The following is a 22,027-nucleotide window of genomic DNA, read 5'->3' on the forward strand; positions in this document are numbered from 1 at the left end:
GCCTGAAATTCAGTCATTTCAGCACAATTTCCCGTGCTATTCCCTCTCTATTCGCTCCGCACAGGGCTGTTCTATGTTGATTCGATCTACTTCCATTTAAACCCTGTGAGGCATCTTTTCTGCCTTCATTCATCCGCTATTCCCCGTTGTTACTCTGCTATTCGTTAGCCAAGGTTCTGATGGCGCAACAGGATGGCCATTCTTTTTGTTGATGATCACTATTGCTCTGGCAGGGGATGACAAGGGCTGCGGGATCCTTAGACTGTGAACTTCATCGACAAGGGAGCTGTGTATGTTGGGGATCCACGATCTGGCGTTGTTTATCCTGTCAGGCCTGCTGTTGAATATGATGCCGGGGCCGGACTCCCTGCTCATCATGCTGCGCAGCGGCTCCCAGGGCTGGCGGGCAGGCTCCATGGCGGCACTGGGGATAGGGTCCGGCACCATGGTGCACGTGCTGGCTGCTGCGTTGGGATTGTCCGCTCTGCTGAACGCCTCGGCCGAGCTGTTTGCCGTCATCAAGTTGATGGGCGCGCTTTATCTGGTCTATCTCGGCTTATCCATGTTCAGGCAAGGGGGAGGAGGCCGGGTATCGGCTGAAGAGGCTGTGTCCCTGCCTGTGCTCTCCTATGGCCAGATCTTCCGGCAAGGGTTACTGACCAATGTGCTCAACCCCAAGGTGGCCCTGTTCTTCCTTGCCTTTGTGCCCCAGTTCATCGCGCCAGATGCGCCGCAAAAAGCGCTGGCATTCATCGTGCTGGGCTGCATCTTCAATTTCAACGGCATGATCTGGTGCCATCTGCTGGCTTTCTCGACCGCCTATGCGAGCCGCAAGGTGAGGCTGCCTGCAAGGCTGAATACCTGGCTCAACCGTGTGATGGGAGGCTTGTTCGTAGGGCTTGGCATCAAGCTGGCGGTGGAGTGAGAAGATAAACGTCGTCCATAGAAAAAGGCGTATCCCATTGCTGGGATACGCCTTCGTCTGCACTGCAGCAGGATGACTGAAATCAGTTCATGCCGTAGCGCTTGAGTTTCTTGCGCAGAGTACCGCGGTTGATCCCCATCATCACGGCAGCGCGAGTCTGGTTGCCACGGGTGTACTGCATGATCACGTCCAGCATGGGAGCTTCGACTTCGGAGAGAACCATATCGTACAGATCAATCACTTCCTGACCGTTCAACTGGGCCAGGTAGTTACGCAGGGCCTGTTGCACAGAGTCACGCAGGGGGCGCTGGGTCGGCTCGGCAGCGTGATTGTGAGTAGTTGTTACCAATGCATCAGAAGTCAGGGTTTGTTCGAACATATTCGGTCGGCTCTTTAGTTATGCGTTAACCTAATCCATCGAAATACGCTTCGAGTGCCTCGAGTTGTGCGTCTGCACAATCCAGGGCATTGAAGTGCTTACGGAATTCTCGGCCCGTCTCTTCTTCATCCAGATACCAGCCCACATGTTTACGGGCAATGCGCGCTCCCAGATATGCACCATAAAACTGGTGCAGGTTGGTTACATGCTCGTTCATCAGGGTGCGAACCTCTTCCCTGTCGGGAGGTGGCAGCTTGGTGCCCGTCTCAAGAAAATGACGGATTTCCCGGAAAATCCAGGGTCGTCCTTGCGCAGCACGGCCGATCATCACGGCATCAACACCGGTATAGTCGAGGACATACCGGGCCTTCTCCGGGCTGTCTATGTCGCCATTGGCGACAACAGGAATCGATACGGCCTGCTTAATCGCCCTGATAGTGTCGTACTCCGCTTCGCCCTTGTAGAGACAGGCACGGGTACGACCATGCACGGCGAGGGCCGCGATACCGCAATCTTCGGCGATTCGGGCGATCTCCTCGCCATTGCGGTTATCCGGATCCCATCCTGTGCGGATCTTCAAGGTGACAGGCACGTCCACTGCGTCCACCACGGCCCGGCAGATGGATCTGACCAGGTCGGGTTGGCGCAACAGGGCGGAACCTGCCAGCTTCTTATTCACTTTTTTTGCCGGACATCCCATGTTGATGTCGACGATCTGAGCGCCCTGCTCCACGTTGTAGCGGGCGGCAAACGCCATCATCTCGGGGTCGGCTCCGGCAATCTGGACCGATCGCAAGCCCCCTTCAGCAGAGTGATCCATTCTCATCCGGGTTTTCTGGGTATCCCAGACATCCGGGTTGGCCAGCAGCATCTCGGAAACGGCCATGCCGGCACCCAGCCGCAAACAAAGTTCACGGAATGGTCGGTCTGTTACACCGGCCATGGGAGCCACGATCAGGGGAGTTTCAAGCGTGTGGGGACCTATCTGCATTCCACGGTTACCATCGGCTTAGGGCGGCGTATATTACGCATTTTTTAGTCAGGAGAAAAGGTTAGTATTTGAGCGTCAGCCATTTTTTTCTGAAAAAAACGTCGCGCCAAGGCTTGCAAAATCAGGAGTGCTTGAAAATCGGACAGATTGTCGAAGCGAAGCGGTGGGGCCAATTGGATGAGGGGGACCATGATTTGCCTGTCCCCATCCCGGACGGGTTTGCGTTATGATAGCGAGCTTGTATCGAGCAAAGACTCCAAACAAATTCATTACAAACAGATTGGGGACGTATGACGGCAAGGTTCATCAAATCTCTCTACCCGTGTCTGCTTGGCGCCATGCTGGGCTCGGCCCAGGCTCAGACGGTCAGTTTCAGCGAAGCCTGGAGCCGGGTCATTCAACAGGATGACGGGCTGGCGGCGGAACAGGCCGGGGTTGAGCGGGCGCAACAGCTGCGCGAAGCCGCCAAGGCCATGTATCTGCCCAAGGTGGACGTGGGGGCCAGCTACACCCACCTCGATCAGCCGGTGGAACTGGACATGATGGACCTCAACCCCATCGCCAGTCATCCTGAGTTCGGCAAGGTACTGGCGCCCCTCATGCAGGCGCTCAAGCTGACGCCCAATGACTTCGTCACCCCCCTCACCAAACAGAACGTGGTGACCAGCTCGGTCAAGATGCTGTGGCCGCTGTTCACCGGTGGTCGCATCGATGCGGCACAGGACATTCGCCAGGCCCAGGTGAGCGAGGCGCAGCAGTTGCTGGTGCTCAAGCAGCAGTCCACCTTCGAGAGCCTCTCCCAGACCTATTTCGGGGTGGTGCTGGCGGCCCAGGTGGTGCAGACCAAGCAGGAGATCGAGCAGGGGCTGGCTCACCACCTGGAGCATGCCAAGAAGCTGGAAGCCCAGGGCCAGATCGCCCGGGTTGAGCGTCTCTCCGCCCAATCAGCCTATGACCGGGCCCGTATCGATACCCAGAAGGCGCGTCGCAGCCTGGAGATTGCCCAGCTGGCCCTCGGCCACATGCTCAAGCTCAAGCAGGCGGAGCCCGATACCCAGCTCTTCATCAATCCGCAGATGCCTGAGCTCGCAGCCTTCGTGCAGGAGACGCTGGCGGTGCACCCCGGCCTCAAGTTGCTGACGGCCAAGAAGGAGCAGGCGCAGGGGATGATCAAGCTGGAGAAGGGCAAGTACGCCCCCGAGCTGTTCCTGTATGGTAACTACAACCTCTATGAGGATGACTCGCTGGCCTCCAAGACCACCCCGGACTGGCTGGTCGGGGTGGGTGTCAGCATGCCGCTGGTGAGCCGTGACGGCCGCTCCGAGACGGTACAGGCGGCCAAGAGCGCCGAGCTGCAGGTCAATCTGCTGCAGGCCAAGACCCGCCAGGATCTGGAGTTGCTGGTCGAGAAGACCTGGCGCGAGGCGGCGCAGGGGCTGGAGGAGTTCCAGTCGCTCTCTTCCACCCAGGCGCTGGCCGAGGAGAACGTGCTGCTTAGGGACAAGGCATTCGGGCAGGGGCTCTCCACTTCCCTCGATGTGGTGGATGCCCGCAACCAGCTGGCCGGGGTCAAGACCCAGCGCGCCGCTGCCGCTTATCAATACGTCATTTCGCTGGCGCGTCTGCTGGCCCTCTCCGGGCAGATGAACAGCTTCAACCAGTATCAGCATGGGCAGGCGATCGAGGTGAACTCATGATCGCGGCCTGCCATGCTCCCATTTTCATGTCTGTTTCGACCGCCAAGGGTCGCCCGTTTGCCGAGGTGAATTCATGAGTCATCCCCCCATCAAGAAGAAGATGAACCAGGGCAAGCCGCTGCTGCTGCCATTGGCGCTGGTGTTGCTGGTCATCTGGCTGGGCTGGCGTTTCTGGCTGGCCTATCAACCCGAGCCGGTGCGTCTGCAAGGGCAGATCGAGGCACAGCAGTACTCTGTTTCCTCCAAGGTGGCGGGCCGCATCGAGGAGGTGCTGGTGAAGAAGGGGGATCAGCTGGCCAAGGACCAGCTGGTGTTCACCCTGGCGAGCCCCGAGATTGAAGCCAAACTGAGCCAGGCCAAGGCGGGCCAGGCCGCGGCCGGTGCCATGGCGCAAGAGGCCGAGAAGGGGGCGCGCGCGCAGCAGATTGCCGCCGCCAAGGATCAGTGGCAAAAGGCCAAGGCGGCCGCCTTGCTGCGCGGCAAGACCTACGAGCGCATTGCCAGCCTGCACCGGGATGGCGTGATGCCGCTGCAAAAACGTGATGAGGCCTGGACGGCCTGGCAGGCGGCCAGGTACAGCGAAGGCATGGCCTGGCAACAGTATCAGATGACCCTGGAAGGGGCGCGGGAAGAGACCAAGATCGCGGCCCGCGAGCAGGCCAAGATGGCGGCAGGTTCGGTGGCTGAAGTGGAGGCCTACCTGGCCGACACCCGCATCAATAGCCCGCATGCGGGTGAAGTATCCCAGGTGCTGCTGCGCAGCGGCGAGCTGGCCCCGCAGGGCTTCCCCGTGGTGACCCTGCTGGACATGAACGATGCCTGGGCCCAGTTCCACGTGCGTGAAGATCTGTTGCCCCGCTTTGCGCTGGGCACCGAGTTCGATGCCCGCATCCCCGGTCTTGGCGAGCAGACGGTGCGTTTCAAGGTGACCCATGTGGCCGTGATGGGGGACTTTGCCACCTGGCGCGCCACCGACACCCGCCAGGGCTTTGACATGAAGAGCTTCCAGGTGGAGGCGCGCCCGCTGCAACCGGTCGAGGGGCTGCGGGTCGGCATGAGCGTGCTGGTTGAGCTCTGATGGGACGCGAATGGCGGTTGCTGTGGCAGGATCCGTTCGGCCGGGCGCTGGCAAGCTGGCTGCCCCTGCTGCTGATGGGGATCCTCTGCTGGATCTTCTCTGCCGGGCTGGCGCGGGATCTCAAGATAGGTCTGGTGGATCTGGACCAGAGCGTGCTGTCGCGCCAGCTGGCCTATTCGCTGGATGCCTCCGCCGGGCTCAAGGTCGCGCGACAGTTCGACTCCATCGCTGAAGGGGCCAACGCCCTGCGGGGAGGCGATATCTACGCCCTGGTCGTGCTGCCCGATCATCTCGAGCGGGATGCCAGGCAAGGCACCCAGCCGCGGGTCACCGTGTTCAACAACGGCCAGTTCATCCTGATCGCCAAGCTGGTCAACTCGGCGCTGGCTCAGGTGGTGGGAACCCTCAACGGCCAGGTCGGCGTGCTGACGGCGATGGCCGACGGCAAGGCGTTGCCCGGGGCGCTCGGCCAGGCGGTGCCCATCAACAGTCAGGTAACGGCGCTCTACAACCTCAATGTCAGTTATGCCCAGTTTCTGCTGAGCGCCATCCTGCCTGCGGTGTGGCAGATCCTGGTGGTGCTCTACGGACTCAATGCGCTGGCCCGCACCGACCGGCTGGGACTGGACTGGACCACCAAAGGGGTCTGGTTCGGGCTCTGGCGAACCCTGCTGCCCCACGTGCTGATCGGCTGGGGCTGGGGGTTGCTCTGGACGCTGCTGTTGTTCAAGGGCTTTGCCTATCCCATGCACGGCAGCTGGCTGGTGCTGACGGTGGGGTTGGGGCTGGCCTCGGCCGCTTGCGTCAGCATGGGGGCCTTCTTCTACGCCGTCATTCGGGATCCGGCCCGGGCTCTGTCGCTGGCGGGGGCCTACACGGCGCCGGGGTTCGCCTTTATGGGGGTCACCTTTCCGGTCAGCGCCATGGGGGATTTCGCCCAGTTCTGGCGCAGCCTGCTGCCCATCTCTCACTATGTCGAGCTGCAGATCGGCCAGACCAACTACGGTCAACCGCTGGCGGCAGCGCTGCCGCAGTTCGGCGCCCTGCTGCTGTTTCTGCTGCCCCTGTTGCTGGTCGTGCGCCGTTACCGGGCACAGGCGAGCGCAGCCCAGTCACAAGAGGAACTCAAGCCATGATGGGATTCCGGGATCTGCTGCGTCTCGAGCTGCGTACCCTGCTGGCGGACAGGGCCATCATGCTCACCCTGTTTGGCGGCGTCTTCTTCTACTCCTTCCTCTATCCGCAGCCCTACCTGCATCAATTGCCGCGGGAAGAGGCGGTGGTGGTGGTCAACGAGGATGGCAGCCAGCTCTCCCGTCAGCTGGAGTTCATGGCCGATGCGACGCCGCAGGTAAAACTGGTGGCCCGGGCCAGCTCGCTGGATGAGGCTCGCCAGCGGATGATGGCCGGCGAGGCGAGCGGGATCCTGCACATCCCCAATCACTTCTATCGGGATCTGATGCTGGGCAAGAGCGTGACCCTGAGCTATGCCGGCGATGCTTCCTACTTCCTGGTTTACGGCACCATCGCCGAGGGGCTGGCCCAGGCGGGTGGCACCCTGGCCGCCCAGGTGAAGGTGGCCAGGCTGCTGAGTCACGGCGAGGCGCTGCCGCAGGCGGCCATGGGCTGGAATGCGGTGGCCCTCAACGTACTGCCGGTGTTCAATCCGACCATGGGCTATGTGAACTACGTGGTGCCGGCGGTGTTCGTGCTGATCCTGCATCAGGTGCTGCTGATGGGCACCGGCATCCTGGGGGCGACCCAGAACCAGCGCAGCCAGCGCGGCGAGTCAGGCTACTGGCAGGATGCGCCCGTCCTGCCACTGCTGCTGGCCCGTACTCTGGTGGTGGGGGGGCTGTTCGTGCTGCCGGTGAGCTACTTCTTCGGCTTCTGCTTCGATCACTACGATATCGCGCGTACCACCGAGCCGGCCACACTCTGGCTGTTCACCCTGCCGTTCCTGCTGGCCACGACCTGGTTTGGCGTCGCGCTGGGGGCCCTCTTTACCCGGCGCGATCTGCCGACCCAGGTGGTGCTTGTCTCCTCCTTGCCGCTGGTCTTCCTGGCCGGCTTCATCTGGCCGTTGGAACTCATTCCGGCGCCGCTCAACTGGCTGGCCCAGTGGGTACCGAGCACTCCGGCCATCGAGGGTTTTTTGCGTCTCAACCAGATGGGGGCTGAGTTTGCTCAGGTCTCCCACTACTGGTGGCAGTTGTGGGGGCTGGCGCTGCTGTATGGCGCCCTGGCGTGTCTGCTGCTGGGCTGGCGTCAATCCCAGAGGCGAAAGGTTCGCCCGGTCGCTCTGGCGCGGGATGCTGTGAGCGAGCCCTCCGCCGGTTAGGTGTTCCCCGAAAGCAAAACGGTCAGCCCCTGGGCTGACCGTTTTGCTATGGCGGTGGCTCATGCCCGGCTGAGGCTTGGGTCGCCGATGGCGTAGATCTGGCCTGCTGTCGCCTCGTCGGTCAGCAGACGCAGCCCGCAGGCGGCGACGTCGGCCCGGCGTACCAGGCCATGCATCTCCTTGCCCTGACTCAGCACGGCCGCACCGGTAGCTATGCCATCCTGCAGGCCGGCCGGGCGCAGTATGGTCCACGCCAGCGTGCTGGTCTGCAGCCAGCTCTCCGCCAGGCTCTTGAGCCGCACCTCGTGGCCAAAGGCGGCCCGTGCCCGCTCGGGCAGATATTGCCAGCTGTCGCCACAGCCGAGGGAGGTGACCAGCAGCAGGCGCTTGAGTCCGGCGCGCTCCATCTCGTCGATCACCTGGCGGTTGCCAAGGTAGTCGACGGGCTCAACCTGGCGAAAGCTGCCGAGAGTGGAGACCACGTAGGCATCGCGACCGGCATGCCGGCAGGCGGCTGCCACTGCCTGCGGGTCCAGGGCATCCCCGCTGATGACGTCGACGCCCAGCGATTGCAGCTCGGCGGCCATGTCGGCATGGCGCACCAGGGCGACGACCCTGTGGCCAAGTTGCAGCGCTTGCCCGGTGAAGGCGCGGCCCAGCCCGCGGCTGGCTCCGAAGATGAGTGTGGTTGGCATGGTGCGGCTCCCTTGAGTGAAAGGACTAGCCTAGAGGGCGGAAGAGATGTTGTAAATGAGAGTTGTTTTTATTTGTCTGGCAGGAGAGAAAACGGTGAGCCGGAGACACCCGGCTCACGCAGCATCAGCCGTTGTAGTGGCCGATATTGGGACGACGGCTGGGGCCGCTCAGGTGGATATCCACCGGGTTGAACGCCTTGATCGCCTCGAAGCTGAAGTCGCCGATGGCCTGATGCAGGCTTTGGGGGCTGTGGTTGGTGATGAGGATGACGCTTTTTGAGAGGTTGCGGCGACGGCGCAGCAGGTGGCCGAGGAAGCTGGACTGGCTCTCCGCCATCTTGGCACGATTGGCCGCCACCTCGTCGATGATCAGCAGGTCAACCTCTTCCAGGGCGCGCCGGTACTGGTTGCGCTCCTCCTGATCCTGGATGACGTTGAAGAACAGCCGATCAACGATGGAGGCCCACTGCTGGAAGATTACCGACTTCTGGTGGCGTTCGATCAGCTCGTGCGCCACCGCGCCGGCCAGGGTCGACTTGCCGGTGCCGTAGTCGCCATAGATCAGCATGCAGCCACCGCCGCTCTTCTCCCAGTGTTCGAAACCGCTGATGAAGTAACGGGCCGTCTCGATGGGGTATTGCAGCGCGGGGTCGCCGGCATCCATGCGCTCGAACACCCAGTCCGGGTTGAGGTCGGCCTGGGCGATCAGCTTCTGGATCCGCTCCTGGCGCGCCACCTTCTGCAGTTCGCGCACCTCGGCGTTGGCCTTGGCGTCGTACTCCTTGCGCAGGGTTTCATAGTCGTACTGGCTGCCACCGGTCTGGGCCTGCAGGCGGCGAATACGCTCGAGCAGACCGCTGACGTGGCGGCTTAATTCGGGGTCGTGCATCCGTTGCTCCTGCTTGGCCTTGGCGATCTTCCGGCGTTTGGCCTCGATCTCTTCCAGCTCCTGGCGCAGGGGATCGTGCGGGTCAGTCATGGAGTGCTCCTTCTGCTCGGTCTGGGTGGGGACTGGGGTCTGATTTTGCCTGCTGGCAGGGGCCTTCTTCAATCATTATCCGGATCCTGGCGCTGCGCGGCCAGCCGCTTGGCCTCTTCGATCATCTCCTGCGCCCGCTTGCTCGGGCCCGCCTCCACCGGCTCCGGGGTGACTTGCTGATAGCCGGTCACGCTCATCGGTTGGCGGCGGGCGTAACGGCGGGTCTTGAGGGCACGAATGAACTTGAGCATCCACTGGTGCTGGGAGTCGAATACCTCGGGCCGTCCCAGCCAGTAGGCGATGAACTCGCCGAGATCCTCTTCGCTGTAGCTGGTATCGATCACACCGCACAGGCGGGCGAGGGCGGGCAACTCTTCATCCGGGCGCCACTGCAGGTGCATCTGGAAGGGGCGCTCCGGCAGGGGGCTGCGCACCCGCTGGGTCAGCAGCGGCAGCTGGAACGGACACTGATGGTAGTGCTCACTCTCGGTCTGGCTCTCGACCTGCAGCAGGCCGGCTTCCATCAGCTCGTCAAACAGTTCGGTCAGCTGGCGGGCATTGACCTGAAAGGAGAAGCCGCTGGGATCGCCCGGGTCGACCACTGCCAGCGCCCGCCCAAGCTCCGGGTAGTTGAGCCTAGCCAGCTGATTTTCCAGCACCAGCCGACGCAGCTGCAGGGTATAGAGGCTGCGGGCAGGATGGGACAATCTGGGGTGGGCGAGGGCGCTGTATTCGGCTGGGGTCATGGCATGCTTCATCGACGAAATTGAGGGGCATTATCCCCCATGGCGGGGCTGCATACAATTGATGGTGGCTGGGGGAGATGCAGCAGGGCGGGGGCGCAGCCGATCTCTGCCCGCGCGCGTCAGGGGAGTGATTGTCTTCCGTATGACTCCCTTGCAGGGCCGAAGCGATGCCAGCAGGACAAGGCTGGTTTTCGGGTAACCTCATTACCTGCTTTATTTCAAACAGTTGACGGTCTAAATAGCTATCTGGCATAGCTTTAATGGAGATTATTCTATCATCCGATTGGTCAGTGCAGTCGGTTATGGTCTAGGCTTGAAGCTAAATAACTGGTTGACTAATAAGAGCTTTATCAAGATGTCAAAAGCCGGATTACGGATCCTGGTGGTGGAAGACGAGGTCGTTTTTCGCCACTCCTTGGTAAATTATCTCGAGCACGATGGTGCCTGCGTCTTCCAGGCTGAAGACGGTATCGAAGGTCTCTCCGCCGCCGCGCTTTACCACCCCGATGTTGTCTTGTGTGACCTGAACATGCCCAACATGGATGGCCATGAGGTGATCGCCTGTCTCTCTGCCCGTTATCCTCATACCCCTGTCATCGTTATCTCGGCCCAGAGCAAGATGGAGGCGGTCGAACGGGCGCTGCGTGCCGGCGCCCGCGACTTTCTGCTCAAGCCCATCTCGGACTTCGGTCAGGTGCGCCGTAGCATAGAGCAGTGTCTGGCGGCCAACCACGGCTATGGGCAGCAGCTGGAGTTGATGGATCACATGGATTTTTTCCGCGAGCACGACAAGGCGGCCACCCGGTTGCTGGCCTGGTTGAAGCCACCCGGTCTGCAGGAGTGGGGCCCCTGGCAGGTGACCTTCAAGGGGATGGGCAACCTGTTCATTCCCGATACCTTCAAGGTGGATGACAAGCTGCTGGTGCTGGTGATGGAGCTGCCGGTGCTCGGGGTGGATGCGGCGTTTTGCGGGGCCCTGGTGCGCTCCCTGATGAACGGGCCCTATCGCCAGTTTCAGCGCGGCGAGAGCCTGTTGCTGACTCAACCCCATCGGCTGCTCGACTACCTCAATCTGCAGTTGATCGAATCCGGCCTGCGCCACTCGTTTGCCATGGCCGCACTGCTGTTTGATCAGGAGGACGGGCTGGTCTTTGCCAATGCCGGGCTGACCTCGCCCCACTGGCTGGTGCGCTCCGGCGGCCTGCCGCTCGGCCTGCTGCATACCAGCCACTACGCCTTGCACAGGCGCAGCTGGCATGAACCCTTTGACCTGCAGTTTCGCAGTGACAGCGGCAGTGCCCTGCATGTGCAGGTTCGACATCATTGAGGCCTTGTCAGACGGCCACAAACAAAGAGGGCGCCCATGGGCGCCCTCTTTGTTGCTTACAATCTTGACCGCTTAGACGGTGGCAGATTGCAGCTTCTTGTCGTGTTCCTGCGGCTCTTTGGCCGGACCTTCGGCACCGTGCATCCAGTAGACCAGGCGGTTGGCCATGGTCAGCAGGATCAGGGCGCTGATGACGGCTGCCAGCGCGATGCCACCGAAGATGGCCATGGCACCGGACTCGCCGACGAAGGAGCCGATGAAGCCGGCGGCATAGTTGGCGAGAGCCACGAAGCCGAACCAGGCACCCATCATCAGGGAGGCCAGGCGCAGCGGAGCCAGCTTGGTCACCATGGAGAGGCCGATCGGGGAGAGGCAGAGCTCGCCCAGAGTGTGGAACAGGTAGGCGCCGACCAGCCAGAACATGGAGGTCTTGACGGCCTGATCACCACCTTGCTCCAGCACGGCACCGATCATGAACAGGAAGCCCACGGCGAGGAACAGCAGACCCATGGCGAACTTCACCGGGGAGTTCGGCTCTTTCTTGCCGAGCTTGATCCAGATGGCGGCCACGATGGGTGCTAGGGTGATGATGAAGAAGGGGTTCAGGGACTGGAACCAGGCGGTCGGTACTTCGAAGCTACCGATCATGCGGTCGGTATACTCCTGTGCGTACAGGTTCATCAGACCGCCAGCCTGCTCGAAGCCGGCCCAGAAGATGATGGTGAACAGACCCAGCACCAGGATGACCTTGATGCGATCCACTTCCTGCTTGGTCAGCGGAGCCTTCTGCTCTTTGGAGCGCTGCTCGGCGGCGCGCTGGGCGGCCGGCACGCGGCCGATATCACCGAGGAAACGCTGGGCCATGGTGGCCTGTACTACCAGAGAGAGCAGCATGCCGATACCGGCGCTGACGAAGGCGGCTTGCCAGCCGTAGGCGGTGGCGGCTGCGCCACAGATCACGCCGGCCAGCAGGGAGCCCAGGTTGATGCCCATGTAGAAGATGGTGAAGGCACCGTCGCGACGGTGGTCACCTTCCTGATACAGGTCACCCACCATGGTGGAGATGTTCGGTTTGAACAGACCGTTACCCACGATCAGCAAGCCAAGACCTGAATAGAACACTGTGTTGACCATGTCCGGGAACATGGCGTGGGGCAGGGCCAGCGTGAACTGGCCGGCGGCCATCAAGACGGCACCGAACAGGATGGCGCGACGCTGACCCAGGAAGGTATCAGCCAACCAGCCGCCGATGATCGGGGTGATGTAGACCAGACCGGTATAGATGCCGTACAGCTTGAGGGCATCGGCCTGAGTCCAGCCCATCCCGCCGTTGGCAGTCATGTCAGTCAGATAGAGCACGAGCACGGCACGCATGCCGTAGTAGGAGAATCTCTCCCACAGTTCGGTACTAAAGAGCAAAAAAAGCCCTTTAGGGTGACCTAAAAAGGTCCCTTTGGACGGATTATTCATTGGAACTTCCACCTGTGTCTTATATTTTTTTAGAAATTTTATGCAAGGGCTAGGAACAAGCCTTAATCCTTATAGAACAAGCGTGATTAAATTACAATATTATGATTTAGCGATATTTTATCTATCAATGGTTGAATATTTGTTTATAAAATGAAAAAGGGCATCGAATGATGCCCAGTATAATATTCTTTCGTTTGGTCAAATATTAAGCGATTACAGCTGCTTGGTAAACTGCTTCAGCCAATTGATAAATTCGCCGTTCAGCTCCGGATGGCGCGCGGCATATTCCACGTTGGCTTTCATGTAACCCAGCTTGCTGCCACAGTCATGGCTGCGCCCTTTCATGAAGTAGGCGTTGACCTGCTCCTGCTCCATCAGCATGGCGATGGCGTCGGTCAGCTGGATCTCGTCACCGGCACCGGCGGGGGTGCGTTCCAGCAGCGGCCAGATGTTGGAAGAGAGCACGTAACGGCCGACCACCGCCAGATTGGAGGGGGCCTCTTCGCGAGGCGGCTTCTCGACAATGGCCTGCATTGGCAGGGACATGCCCTCGCTCAGCACCTCACCTTTGATGTCGGCGATACCGTATTTGTCCACTTCGCTCTCGGGGACGGCTTCCACCATGATCTGGCTGATGTGGTTCTCTTCGAACATGTGCACCATCTCGGCCAGATTGTCCTGCTTGAGATCGCTGGCCACCTCGTCGATCAGCACGTCCGGCAGCAGCACCGCAAACGGGTTGTCGCCGATCAGCGGGCGGGCGCAGAGTACCGCGTGACCCAGCCCTTTGGCTTCACCCTGACGCACGTGCATGATGGTGACGTCTTTCGGGCAGATGTGTTGCACCTCTTCCAGCAGCTGACGCTTGACCCGCTTCTCGAGGGTTGCTTCCAGCTCGAAACTCTTGTCGAAGTGGTTCTCAATGGAGTTCTTGCTTGAGTGGGTAACCAGAATGATCTCCTTGATGCCGGCCGCGATGGCTTCGCGCACCACATACTGGATCAGTGGCTTGTCGACGACGGGCAGCATTTCCTTGGGGATGGCCTTGGTGGCGGGCAGCATGCGGGTACCCAGACCGGCAACGGGAAGAACGGCTTTGCGTACAACGAGAGGTGTCTTTTTCATGGAGAGAGTCCAGAGATACAAAGTGGGCTCATGATACCCGAAGAAAAATAGGGCAGCCACAGGCTGCCCTCAGGATGGAAGTGGGGGGAATCGGTTACTTGACGATGATCATGTCCCGATTTGCTTCCAGCGTGGCCGGGCCGATACCGCTGACATCGGCAAGCTGGTCAACAGTGGTGAACTTGCCCTGTTTCTCGCGATAATCGACGATGGCCTGTGCCTTCTTCTCGCCGATGCCCTTGAGCGCGGTCAACTCGTTGATACTGGCGGTATTCAGGTTCACCTTGCCACTCTCCTTGGCGGTGGCAACCGTGGTGGCCGGTTTGGCGGCGGGCTTGTCGGCGGCCAGCAGGGGCTGGCTGAGCAGCGGCAGGCAGCTCAGCAGCAAGGTGGCGGTCAGGGTCTTGTAGTTCATGGCGTCACGTCCTTGTGTTGTGGGTTTCGCTATTGAGGATTAGTCCAGTCGCGCCACTTTTTGTCTGTCATATCTGACACTGTATAAGTCAGAGCAAACGGCTATAAGCCTCCTCTATCCAAAATGGGTACACTGCTTCAACCATTTGACCAGGATGTCTTTTTCCATGTTTTTTCCCGCAATCTCCGAGCTGGAGCCCATCGCCCGCGCCGCCGGCGAGGTCATCATGGCCATCTACAGTCAACCCTTTACGGTGGAGTACAAGGGGGACGAGAGTCCGCTGACTGCCGCCGACAAGGGGGCGCACGAGCTGATTGTCGCGGCGCTGGCCCGGCTCACCCCCGACATTCCCGTGCTGTCGGAAGAGTCCTCCCCCGAGGTGATGGCGGCGAGACTCGGCTGGTCCCGCTATTGGCTGGTGGATCCGCTCGATGGCACCAAGGAGTTCGTCTCCCGCAACGGCGAGTTCACTGTGAATATCGCGCTGATCGAGCATGGCCAGCCACTGTGGGGTCTGGTCTATGCACCCGTACTGGACAGGCTCTGGTATGGCGGCAAGGGCGTGGGGGCCTGGCGCATTGCCGATGGCAAGCGTGAGGCTATCCAGACCCGACCTCATCAGGAAGGCACACCCTGGCGAGTGGTGGGCAGCCGCAATCACCTGTCACAGGAGACCCTCGATTACCTGGCGCGCTTTGGTGACATGGAGTGGGGCGAGATAGAGCTGGTCTCCATGGGAAGTTCGCTCAAGTTCTGCATAATCGCCGAGGGGGGGGCCGAACTCTATCCGCGCCTCGCCCCGACCTGCGAGTGGGATACAGGGGCGGCGCAGGCGGTGCTGGAAGGGGCTGGCGGCAGAGTCACCCAGCTCGATGGCTCGCCGCTGCGCTACAACAAGCCCGACATCCTCAACCCCTGGTTCGTGGCCAAGGCATAAAACGGGATATCGGGATACAAAAAGGCCGGACTGGCGTGAACTGCCAGTCCGGCCTTTTGTTATTTCTCTATTCGCGTTGGGTCAGAAGACCTTCTTGAACGGCTTGATGGTCACCTTGGCATAGACACCTGCCGCCACATAGGGGTCGGCATCGGCCCAGGCCTTGGCATCCGCCTGCGAAGCAAATTCGGCGATGACGGTGCTGCCGGTAAAGCCGGCATCGGCCGGATCCTCGGCATCGATGGCCGGGTTGGGGCCAGCGGTGAGCAGCCGTCCCTCATCCTGCAGGGCTTGCAGCCTGGCCAGATGGGCCGGGCGCGCCTGCTTGCGCAGCGGCAGGCTGCCCTGAACATCTTCGGAGTAGATGAGATACCACATGAGAGGATCCTTTTCTGATGGCGGTTATTTTTTCAGTTCGTCTTCTTGCTTGGTCAGCTGCTCGGCAGGCAGGTGGCGATAGAGATAGACACCACTCAGCAGGGTGAACACCAGGGTCATGCCGAGCAGGCCAAACACCTTGAAGTTGACCCACACCTCCTGCGGCAGGTTGAAGGCCACATAGAGGTTGAGCAGGCCGCAGAGGGTAAAGAAGCCGACCCAGCCGAGATTGACCCGATCCCAGACGGGGTCCGGCGCCTGCAGCTCCTTGCCCAGCATCTGCTTGATCAGGTTCTTGCCAAAGCCGTAGCGGCTGATGAGCAGGCCCAGCGCGAACAGTACGTTGATGACGGTCACTTTCCATTTGATGAAGGTGTCGTCGTGGAAGATGACGGTCAGGCCGCCAAAGAAGCCGACCAGCAGGAAGGTGAACAGCTGCATCTTCTCGATCTTGCGATAGCGAACCCAGCTGTAGGCGAGCTGCAGACCGGTCACCACCACCAGGGCGCCGGTGGCCATGTAGATGTCGTAGAACTTGTAGACCGCAAAGAAAACGATAAGGGGAATAAATTCAATAAATTGCTTCATGTCTGGCTCGTCGCCCTCAAGAGTGGAACGCAAAATTTCATCCAGTGTACCTGCCCGATGGGCAACGGCAAATGAATAAGACCGCTCATTCGCCAGCCAGTTCCTCAGCCAAATAGCTGCCCTGCGATCTCATCGCCCAACCGTTTCTGATCTGCCAGCAGCTCGCGAATATGTCGCTCCTCGATGAGGGGATTGAGCAGTACGGCCCGCAACAGGGTGAGCGGTTGGGCGCCGTAGCGACCCACGGCCCGCTGGGTGCGGGAGACAAAACTGTGCCCCTCGGCGCGCTGTGCCTTTTGCAGGGCGACGTTGAAGGCATTGACCTGTTCGTTGGCGGCTTCGTCCAGCACCTTGCCCTGCAGATGAGAGGGGATGCAGCGATAGGAGAGCAGGTTCATCACCGGAGCTGACATCAGCTCGAAGGCGGGGCTGGCGTCGATGAGCTCTGCCATTCGTCGCGCCCTGTCGTAGTTGGCGTCGATCAGCCGGGCATAGCCCTGACGGCCCAGCAGCTGGAAGGCGGCATCCAGATAGAGGGCGTTGGCGGGGCGGGTGCCCTCCAAGGTGAAGCGCCCCTGGTCGAAGGAGCTGGCGCGAATGGCGTAGGGTGCCTCGCGTTTCACCGTCATCATCAGATCCGGCTGGCGACAGAGCAGCATGCCGGTACCGAGCGGCACCAGCAGCTGCTTGTGGCCATCCAGAGTCACGGTGTCGGCCTGGTCGATGCCGTCCAACAAGCTTTGATAGCGTTGGGAGAAGAGCGTGGGGCCGCCCCAGGCGGCATCCACGTGGAAGTGGATCTGCTCGCGAGCGGCGATGGCCGCCAGCTCAGGCAGCGGGTCGATGGAGCCGAAATCGGTGCTGCCGGCCACACCGACCAGGGCCAGCACCTTGAGCTTCTGCTCCTTGCACTGGGCCAGCGCCTGCTCCAGCGCGGCCAGACTGAGCCGGTTATGCTGGTCGGTCTCGAGGCGCCAGACGCTGCGCGCCCCCAGCCCCAGCAGATCCATCCCCTTGTCGAAGGAGTAGTGCATCAGCCGCGAGCCCAGGATGACGGCACCGCAATAGCCCTGCTCATAGAGGGCGAACAGGTTGTCGCCACAGGCACGGTTGCGGGCCAGCCAGAGGGCGGTGACGTTGGCGATGGTGCCGCCGCTGGTCATGACGCCGAGCGCCGCATCCTTGGCATGCATATGGGTGCCGTAGAAGGGCTCGTCGGCGCGATAGACGAGGCGGTGCAGCTTGGCCAGCACCTCCCGCTCCAGAAAGCTGAGCAGACGGGAGGACTCCATCTTCATCGGGTTCTGGTTGAGCATCACCACCAGACGGGAGAGCTCGGCGGTGAAGGCCGGCAATGGTGCCGTCATATGGCCCATGTAGCGTGGCGAGGTCAGGTGGGAGGCGCCGGGCACCAGGGTTGCCAGCCTAGTCAGGTAGTCCGCCATGGCGAGCCCCGTTTCCGGCATGCCCGATTGTTCAAGCTGGTGGGTGAACTGGTCGCGCTGATAGGGAGCCTGACTGTCATCCGAGTGGTGGAAGGTCTCCAGCAGATCCGTCATGGCCTGGCCAAAGGCCGGATCCGGTTGTGCAAACAGCTCAGTCAACTTCATCAGGTTCTCCAGACCGGGTTGCCGGGGAGTCGGGGGTGAACAAGGGGCGGCAACAGCTAAGTGGGCATCGGCCGCAGAGCATACACCAAAGGTCAACGGCTGACAGCCATGTGCGCGGTGGGGAAACATCGCAAATGGGGACGGCTCATCTTTAAGCTAACACTTGTACTCTGAAATGACGGCAGCTAGAGTGAGCGCAGTTTGGGCAGGAGTATGCAATGAGCAGTGTGACGGATTATTCGCCCCGCGAGGAGCTGGCCAACCGCCTCAGCCACGGGCTGGGGCTGGTGCTGGGGATCCTGGGGTTGGTGTTGTTGTTGAACAAGGGCTGGGCGCAGGGCACCCAGGCACTGATCAGTTATAGCCTCTATGGTGGCAGCCTGGTGCTGCTCTATCTGGCCTCGACCCTCTATCACAGCATGGCGGAGGGGCCGGCCAGGCGCTGGTGTAAGGTGTTTGATCACTGTGCCATTTATCTGCTGATCGCCGGCACCTATACCCCTTTTCTGCTGGTGGCGCTCGACACGCCGCTGGCACAGGGACTGATGGTGGTGATCTGGGGGCTGGCGCTGGCGGGGGTGGTGTTCAAGCTGCTGTTCATCAACCGCTTCAAGAAGCTGTCGCTGTTTACCTACCTGATGCTGGGCTGGCTGTCGCTGCTGGTGGTCTATCAGCTTTATATCCATCTGGAGGGGGAAGGCTTGCTGCTGCTCGGGCTGGGTGGTCTCATCTACAGCCTGGGGGTGATCTTCTATGTGGCCAAGCGCATCCCCTACAACCATGCCATCTGGCATCTGTTCGTGCTGGGGGGCAGTGTTTGTCACTTTATGGCCATTTATGGTTACGTCGCATAACTAGCCCTTAATTGGTATTTTTTGCCGCGCAAAAGGATAAATTCGTGCGGTATCACACAGTTGACCGCGACGTTTGCTGACAAGCTAGGGACAGTTCAATTCGCAAAGGATGCACGAAATGAGTGATATCGCGCTTTCCATCAGCATGTTGTCGCTGGTGGCAGTGCTGGGGCTCTGGCTGGGGAACTGGCGAGTCTATGGCGTTGGTCTCGGGATCGGAGGGGTGCTGTTCGGCGGCATCATAGTGGGCCACTTCGCCGGCCTCTCGGGACTGGCGCTGGATGAGCAGACCCTGCACTTCATTCAGGAGTTCGGCCTGATCCTGTTTGTCTACACCATCGGTATTCAGGTCGGTCCCGGCTTCTTCTCCTCCCTGCGCAGCTCCGGCCTCAAGCTCAATGGGTTTGCTGCCCTGCTGGTACTGCTCGGCTGCGCCGTGGCGGCAGCCCTGCATCAACTGTTTGATGTGCCGCTGCCGGTGATCCTGGGGGTCTTCTCCGGCGCCGTGACCAATACCCCTTCCCTCGGTGCCGGTCAGCAGATCCTGGCCGAGCTGGGGGCAGCCCCCGGTTCCACCGGCCTGATGGGGATGGGCTATGCGGTCGCCTATCCGTTCGGCATCTGCGGCATCTTGTTGACCATGTGGCTGATCCGCATGTTCTTTCGCATCAAGATCGACGAAGAAGCCGCCCAGTTTGAACAACAGGCCGGCAAGACCAAGGAGAGTCTGCAGACCATCAACATCGCGGTGCGCAACCCCAACATCCACGGCCTGATGCTGAGCGAGATCCCGAGTCTCGACGAGGCCGACGTCATCTGCTCGCGCCTCAAGCGCGGCGAGGAGCTGATGGTGCCGCGACCGGAGTCGCGCATCGAGCTGGGCGACCTGCTGCATCTGGTGGGTGAGCGACACGCCCTGCGCAAGGTGCTGCTGGTGCTGGGGGAGGAGGTGGAGACCTCGCTCTCCACCCGCGGCACCGACTTGCGGGTGGAACGGGTGGTGGTGACCAACGAGCAGGTGCTCGGCAAAAAGATCCGCGATCTCGACATCAAGCAGAAGTACGACGTGGTGATCTCGCGCCTCAACCGGGCCGGCATCGAGCTGGTGCCGACCAGCCAGACCAGCCTGCAGTTCGGCGACATTCTCAACCTGGTAGGGCGACTCGACGCCATCGAGGCGGTCACCAATGTGGTGGGCAACGTGCAGCAGAAACTGCAGCAGGTGCAGATGCTGCCGGTGTTTATCGGCATCGGTCTGGGCGTGTTGCTCGGCTCCATCCCCTTCTACCTGCCGGGCTTCCCGGCCGCGCTCAAGCTGGGTCTGGCAGGCGGGCCGCTGGTGGTGGCGCTGATCCTGTCGCGCATCGGCAGCATCGGCAAGCTCTACTGGTTCATGCCCCCCAGTGCCAACCTGGCGCTGCGGGAGATCGGCATAGTGCTGTTTCTGGCGGTGGTGGGCTTCAAGTCCGGCGCCGGCTTCATCGATACCCTGATCAACGGCGATGGTCCGGCCTGGATGATGTATGGGGTGGCGATCACCCTGATCCCGCTGCTGGTGGTCGGGGTGCTGGCCCGTCTGTACGGCAAGATGAACTACCTCACCCTGTGCGGTCTGCTGGCCGGCTCCATGACGGATCCTCCCGCCCTGGCGTTTGCCAACGGCATGCATCCCACCAGTGGTGCCAGCGCGCTCTCGTACGCGACCGTCTATCCGCTGGTGATGTTTCTGCGGATCATCTCGCCCCAGCTGCTTGCCATCCTGCTGTGGGCCGGCAGCTGAATATGATTCCAAATGGGAGCACTGGACGTGCTCCCTTCATATTTTTGCAACACATTGATCATCTTGATTTTATTTTTTATTCCCGCCGCTATTGACCCTTCTGTTTAACCGACCGTTCCGGCCTCGAATCAGTCTATCCATTCGAATTTTCTAACTGGTTTCTGGTGCCGTTCACGGGCACATTAGACGGTGGAATATTGCATGCCAATAGAGATTCAGGAGAGAACATGAGCAACCACGAAATTGCATTGGATCAGGACGTTGTCGTTACCCAGTTGAAAGGCAAGGTTTACCTGGTCGCCGCAGATGGCAGCCAGCAACCGCTCGCCGAAGGCGATATCCTGCCCAAGAATGCCGTGTTGATCACTCCTGAGGGCGCCAGCTTCAAAGGTGGCAACCAGACTTTCACCCTGAGCCCGACCAACGAGCAGCAGGCTGAGGATGAAACGTCTCAAGAGCCGCTGCTTGCCCAGAACGTGCCGAGCGACAATCCCAATGACATTGCTGCCCTGCAGCAAGCCATTCTGGGTGGCGCCGACCCGACCAAGGCGTTTGAAGCCTCTGCTGCCGGTGGGGCTCCTGCCGCCGGTGGTGGTATTGGCGGCGTAGCCGGCGCCAGCGGCAATGGTGGTTTCGTCACCATCGACCGTACCGGCGATGCCACCATAGCTGCGGCGGGTTTTGATACGACCTATCAAACCGATGCCGGCGTGACCGCTGATGCACTGCCGGGTGAAGAGAACCGCCTGATCGATCTGGTGCCGCCGGTGATCACTGTCTCTGCGCCTGACAATACCAACGACACAACCCCGACCATCACGGGTACCACGGATGCCGCCGCCGGCAGTACCGTGACCCTGCTGGTGACCGATGCCAATGGTAACCAGCAAACCCTGATCACCACCGTCAATCCGGATGGCACCTTCAGCGTGGATGTCACCACGCCGCTGCCGGATGGTTCCTACACCGTCACGGGCAGCGTCACCGATCCGGCCGGCAACACCGGCACCGCGACTGACGACGGCAGCGTGGACAGTACCGCTCCCTCGGCACCGCAAGTGGACATCCAGGACGGGGCGGACAATGTCATCTCCGCCAATGAGCGCGAGAACGGGGTGGATGTCATCATCCGGCTGCCGGGCGATGCCAAGGCCGGCGATCGCCTCGATGTGGACTGGAATGGTGATGGCGTACCCGACTCCAGCAGAATTCTGACGACCGACGATATCGGCCGCACCCAGGTCACCCTGACCATCCCCACCACGGATCTGCCGGTCAACGGCCCCATCACGGTGGATGCCACCCTGACCGACCCGGTGGGCAACACCTCGCCCAAGGGAACCGACAACAGCGTGGTGAATGCCGCACCCCAGCCGGGCGACGACCAGTTCACCGTGGCAGAAGATGGCACCGTCACCATCAATGTGCTTGGCAACGACACGGATGCGGATGGTGATCCTCTCACCATCACCGCCATCAACGGCCAGACAATTTCCGAAGGCGGCACGGTTGCGATCAGCAACGGCTCCGTCACCCTTAACAATGGCCAGCTGATCTTTACACCGGCTCCGGATTTCAATGGCAACATCGCATTTGAGTACACAGTTACCGATGGTCTGAACAGCGCCACAGGCGGCGTGACCGGGACTGTTACGCCGGTCAACGATGCCGCGGTGATCACCGGTACCGATTCCGGTGGTGTGACCGAAGAT

General features: G+C 60.9%; 21 protein-coding genes. 10 read left to right on the forward strand and 11 right to left on the reverse strand.

The window, feature by feature from the left end; all coding sequences use genetic code 11:
* The first annotated feature begins 292 nt into the window (after window positions 1–292).
* A complete protein-coding gene (locus BN1143_RS19905; RefSeq protein WP_042051914.1) occupies window positions 293–925 on the forward strand; it encodes a LysE family translocator in 633 nt (210 codons plus the stop codon).
* Between the two features lie 82 nt (window positions 926–1,007).
* On the opposite strand, the gene fis is transcribed toward BN1143_RS19905, so the two are convergent.
* Complete coding sequence (fis, locus tag BN1143_RS19910; RefSeq protein ID WP_005309538.1) at window positions 1,008–1,304, reverse strand: DNA-binding transcriptional regulator Fis; 297 nt, start codon at window positions 1,302–1,304, stop codon at window positions 1,008–1,010.
* 25 nt (window positions 1,305–1,329) lie between these two features.
* Window positions 1,330–2,295, reverse strand: coding sequence for a tRNA dihydrouridine synthase DusB (gene dusB, locus BN1143_RS19915; RefSeq protein WP_005309541.1), 966 nt, complete (start codon window positions 2,293–2,295; stop codon window positions 1,330–1,332).
* Between the two features lie 338 nt (window positions 2,296–2,633).
* Here dusB and BN1143_RS19920 point away from each other — a divergent pair, with 338 nt between their 5' ends.
* From BN1143_RS19920 to BN1143_RS19935, 4 genes are all read left to right on the forward strand, one after another.
* Complete coding sequence (locus tag BN1143_RS19920) at window positions 2,634–3,992, forward strand: TolC family protein (protein WP_017783355.1); 1,359 nt, start codon at window positions 2,634–2,636, stop codon at window positions 3,990–3,992.
* A 73-nt stretch (window positions 3,993–4,065) separates the two neighbouring features.
* Window positions 4,066–5,070, forward strand: a complete 1,005-nt coding sequence (locus BN1143_RS19925; protein ID WP_017787554.1) for an HlyD family secretion protein — start codon at window positions 4,066–4,068, stop codon at window positions 5,068–5,070.
* Window positions 5,070–6,206 (forward strand): ABC transporter permease, encoded by a 1,137-nt coding sequence (locus tag BN1143_RS19930; RefSeq protein WP_042051917.1) that lies wholly within the window; start codon window positions 5,070–5,072, stop codon window positions 6,204–6,206. The genes BN1143_RS19925 and BN1143_RS19930 overlap by 1 nt, the downstream gene beginning before the upstream one ends.
* Window positions 6,203–7,411 (forward strand): ABC transporter permease, encoded by a 1,209-nt coding sequence (locus tag BN1143_RS19935; RefSeq protein ID WP_042051918.1) that lies wholly within the window; start codon window positions 6,203–6,205, stop codon window positions 7,409–7,411. The genes BN1143_RS19930 and BN1143_RS19935 overlap by 4 nt, the downstream gene beginning before the upstream one ends.
* 59 nt (window positions 7,412–7,470) lie before the next feature.
* Here BN1143_RS19935 and BN1143_RS19940 read toward each other — a convergent pair whose 3' ends face one another.
* From BN1143_RS19940 to BN1143_RS19950, 3 genes are all read right to left on the reverse strand, one after another.
* Window positions 7,471–8,106: an SDR family oxidoreductase gene (locus BN1143_RS19940; protein ID WP_042051919.1), complete on the reverse strand. Its 636-nt coding sequence runs from the start codon at window positions 8,104–8,106 to the stop codon at window positions 7,471–7,473.
* 124 nt (window positions 8,107–8,230) lie between these two features.
* Window positions 8,231–9,085, reverse strand: coding sequence for a DnaA ATPase domain-containing protein (locus BN1143_RS19945; protein WP_005309562.1), 855 nt, complete (start codon window positions 9,083–9,085; stop codon window positions 8,231–8,233).
* A 68-nt stretch (window positions 9,086–9,153) separates the two neighbouring features.
* The gene (locus BN1143_RS19950; RefSeq protein WP_042051920.1) at window positions 9,154–9,831 is read right to left on the reverse strand and encodes a DnaT-like ssDNA-binding domain-containing protein; all 678 of its coding nucleotides are present in this window, start codon (window positions 9,829–9,831) and stop codon (window positions 9,154–9,156) included.
* Between the two features lie 355 nt (window positions 9,832–10,186).
* Between BN1143_RS19950 and BN1143_RS19955 the strand changes: the two genes are divergently transcribed.
* Window positions 10,187–11,158, forward strand: a complete 972-nt coding sequence (locus BN1143_RS19955) for a response regulator (RefSeq protein WP_042051921.1) — start codon at window positions 10,187–10,189, stop codon at window positions 11,156–11,158.
* 72 nt (window positions 11,159–11,230) lie between these two features.
* Here BN1143_RS19955 and BN1143_RS19960 read toward each other — a convergent pair whose 3' ends face one another.
* The 3 genes from BN1143_RS19960 to BN1143_RS19970 all read right to left on the reverse strand — a co-directional run bounded on the left by BN1143_RS19960 (window position 11,231) and on the right by BN1143_RS19970 (window position 14,168).
* Window positions 11,231–12,628, reverse strand: coding sequence for a peptide MFS transporter (locus tag BN1143_RS19960; protein ID WP_017783362.1), 1,398 nt, complete (start codon window positions 12,626–12,628; stop codon window positions 11,231–11,233).
* Between the two features lie 213 nt (window positions 12,629–12,841).
* A complete protein-coding gene (gene galU, locus BN1143_RS19965) occupies window positions 12,842–13,753 on the reverse strand; it encodes a UTP--glucose-1-phosphate uridylyltransferase GalU (RefSeq protein ID WP_042051926.1) in 912 nt (303 codons plus the stop codon).
* A 94-nt stretch (window positions 13,754–13,847) separates the two neighbouring features.
* A complete protein-coding gene (locus tag BN1143_RS19970; RefSeq protein ID WP_005309580.1) occupies window positions 13,848–14,168 on the reverse strand; it encodes a ComEA family DNA-binding protein in 321 nt (106 codons plus the stop codon).
* A 166-nt stretch (window positions 14,169–14,334) separates the two neighbouring features.
* Here BN1143_RS19970 and cysQ point away from each other — a divergent pair, with 166 nt between their 5' ends.
* On the forward strand, window positions 14,335–15,105 hold the full coding sequence (cysQ, locus tag BN1143_RS19975; protein ID WP_042051923.1) for a 3'(2'),5'-bisphosphate nucleotidase CysQ: 771 nt from the start codon (window positions 14,335–14,337) through the stop codon (window positions 15,103–15,105).
* An 81-nt stretch (window positions 15,106–15,186) separates the two neighbouring features.
* Here the strand turns inward: cysQ and BN1143_RS19980 are convergent, their stop codons facing one another.
* The 3 genes from BN1143_RS19980 to BN1143_RS19990 form a co-directional block, all read right to left on the reverse strand.
* Window positions 15,187–15,483 (reverse strand): YciI family protein, encoded by a 297-nt coding sequence (locus BN1143_RS19980; protein WP_005309589.1) that lies wholly within the window; start codon window positions 15,481–15,483, stop codon window positions 15,187–15,189.
* Between the two features lie 24 nt (window positions 15,484–15,507).
* Window positions 15,508–16,071, reverse strand: coding sequence for a septation protein A (locus BN1143_RS19985; RefSeq protein WP_042051924.1), 564 nt, complete (start codon window positions 16,069–16,071; stop codon window positions 15,508–15,510).
* A 104-nt stretch (window positions 16,072–16,175) separates the two neighbouring features.
* Window positions 16,176–17,681 carry an aminotransferase class V-fold PLP-dependent enzyme gene (locus BN1143_RS19990; RefSeq protein WP_042051925.1) on the reverse strand — a complete coding sequence of 502 codons (1,506 nt, stop codon included), beginning with the start codon at window positions 17,679–17,681 and terminating at the stop codon, window positions 16,176–16,178.
* 218 nt (window positions 17,682–17,899) lie between these two features.
* Here BN1143_RS19990 and trhA point away from each other — a divergent pair, with 218 nt between their 5' ends.
* The 3 genes from trhA to BN1143_RS20005 form a co-directional block, all read left to right on the forward strand.
* Window positions 17,900–18,535, forward strand: coding sequence for a PAQR family membrane homeostasis protein TrhA (trhA, locus tag BN1143_RS19995; protein ID WP_010636289.1), 636 nt, complete (start codon window positions 17,900–17,902; stop codon window positions 18,533–18,535).
* Window positions 18,536–18,653: 118 nt separating this feature from the next.
* Window positions 18,654–20,315, forward strand: a complete 1,662-nt coding sequence (locus BN1143_RS20000; protein ID WP_005309602.1) for a putative transporter — start codon at window positions 18,654–18,656, stop codon at window positions 20,313–20,315.
* A 227-nt stretch (window positions 20,316–20,542) separates the two neighbouring features.
* Window positions 20,543–22,027: retention module-containing protein (locus tag BN1143_RS20005; RefSeq protein WP_042051927.1), on the forward strand; the 1,485-nt coding region annotated here is incomplete at its 3' end.

The organism is Aeromonas dhakensis (assembly GCF_000820305.1).
GTDB lineage: Bacteria > Pseudomonadota > Gammaproteobacteria > Enterobacterales > Aeromonadaceae > Aeromonas > Aeromonas dhakensis.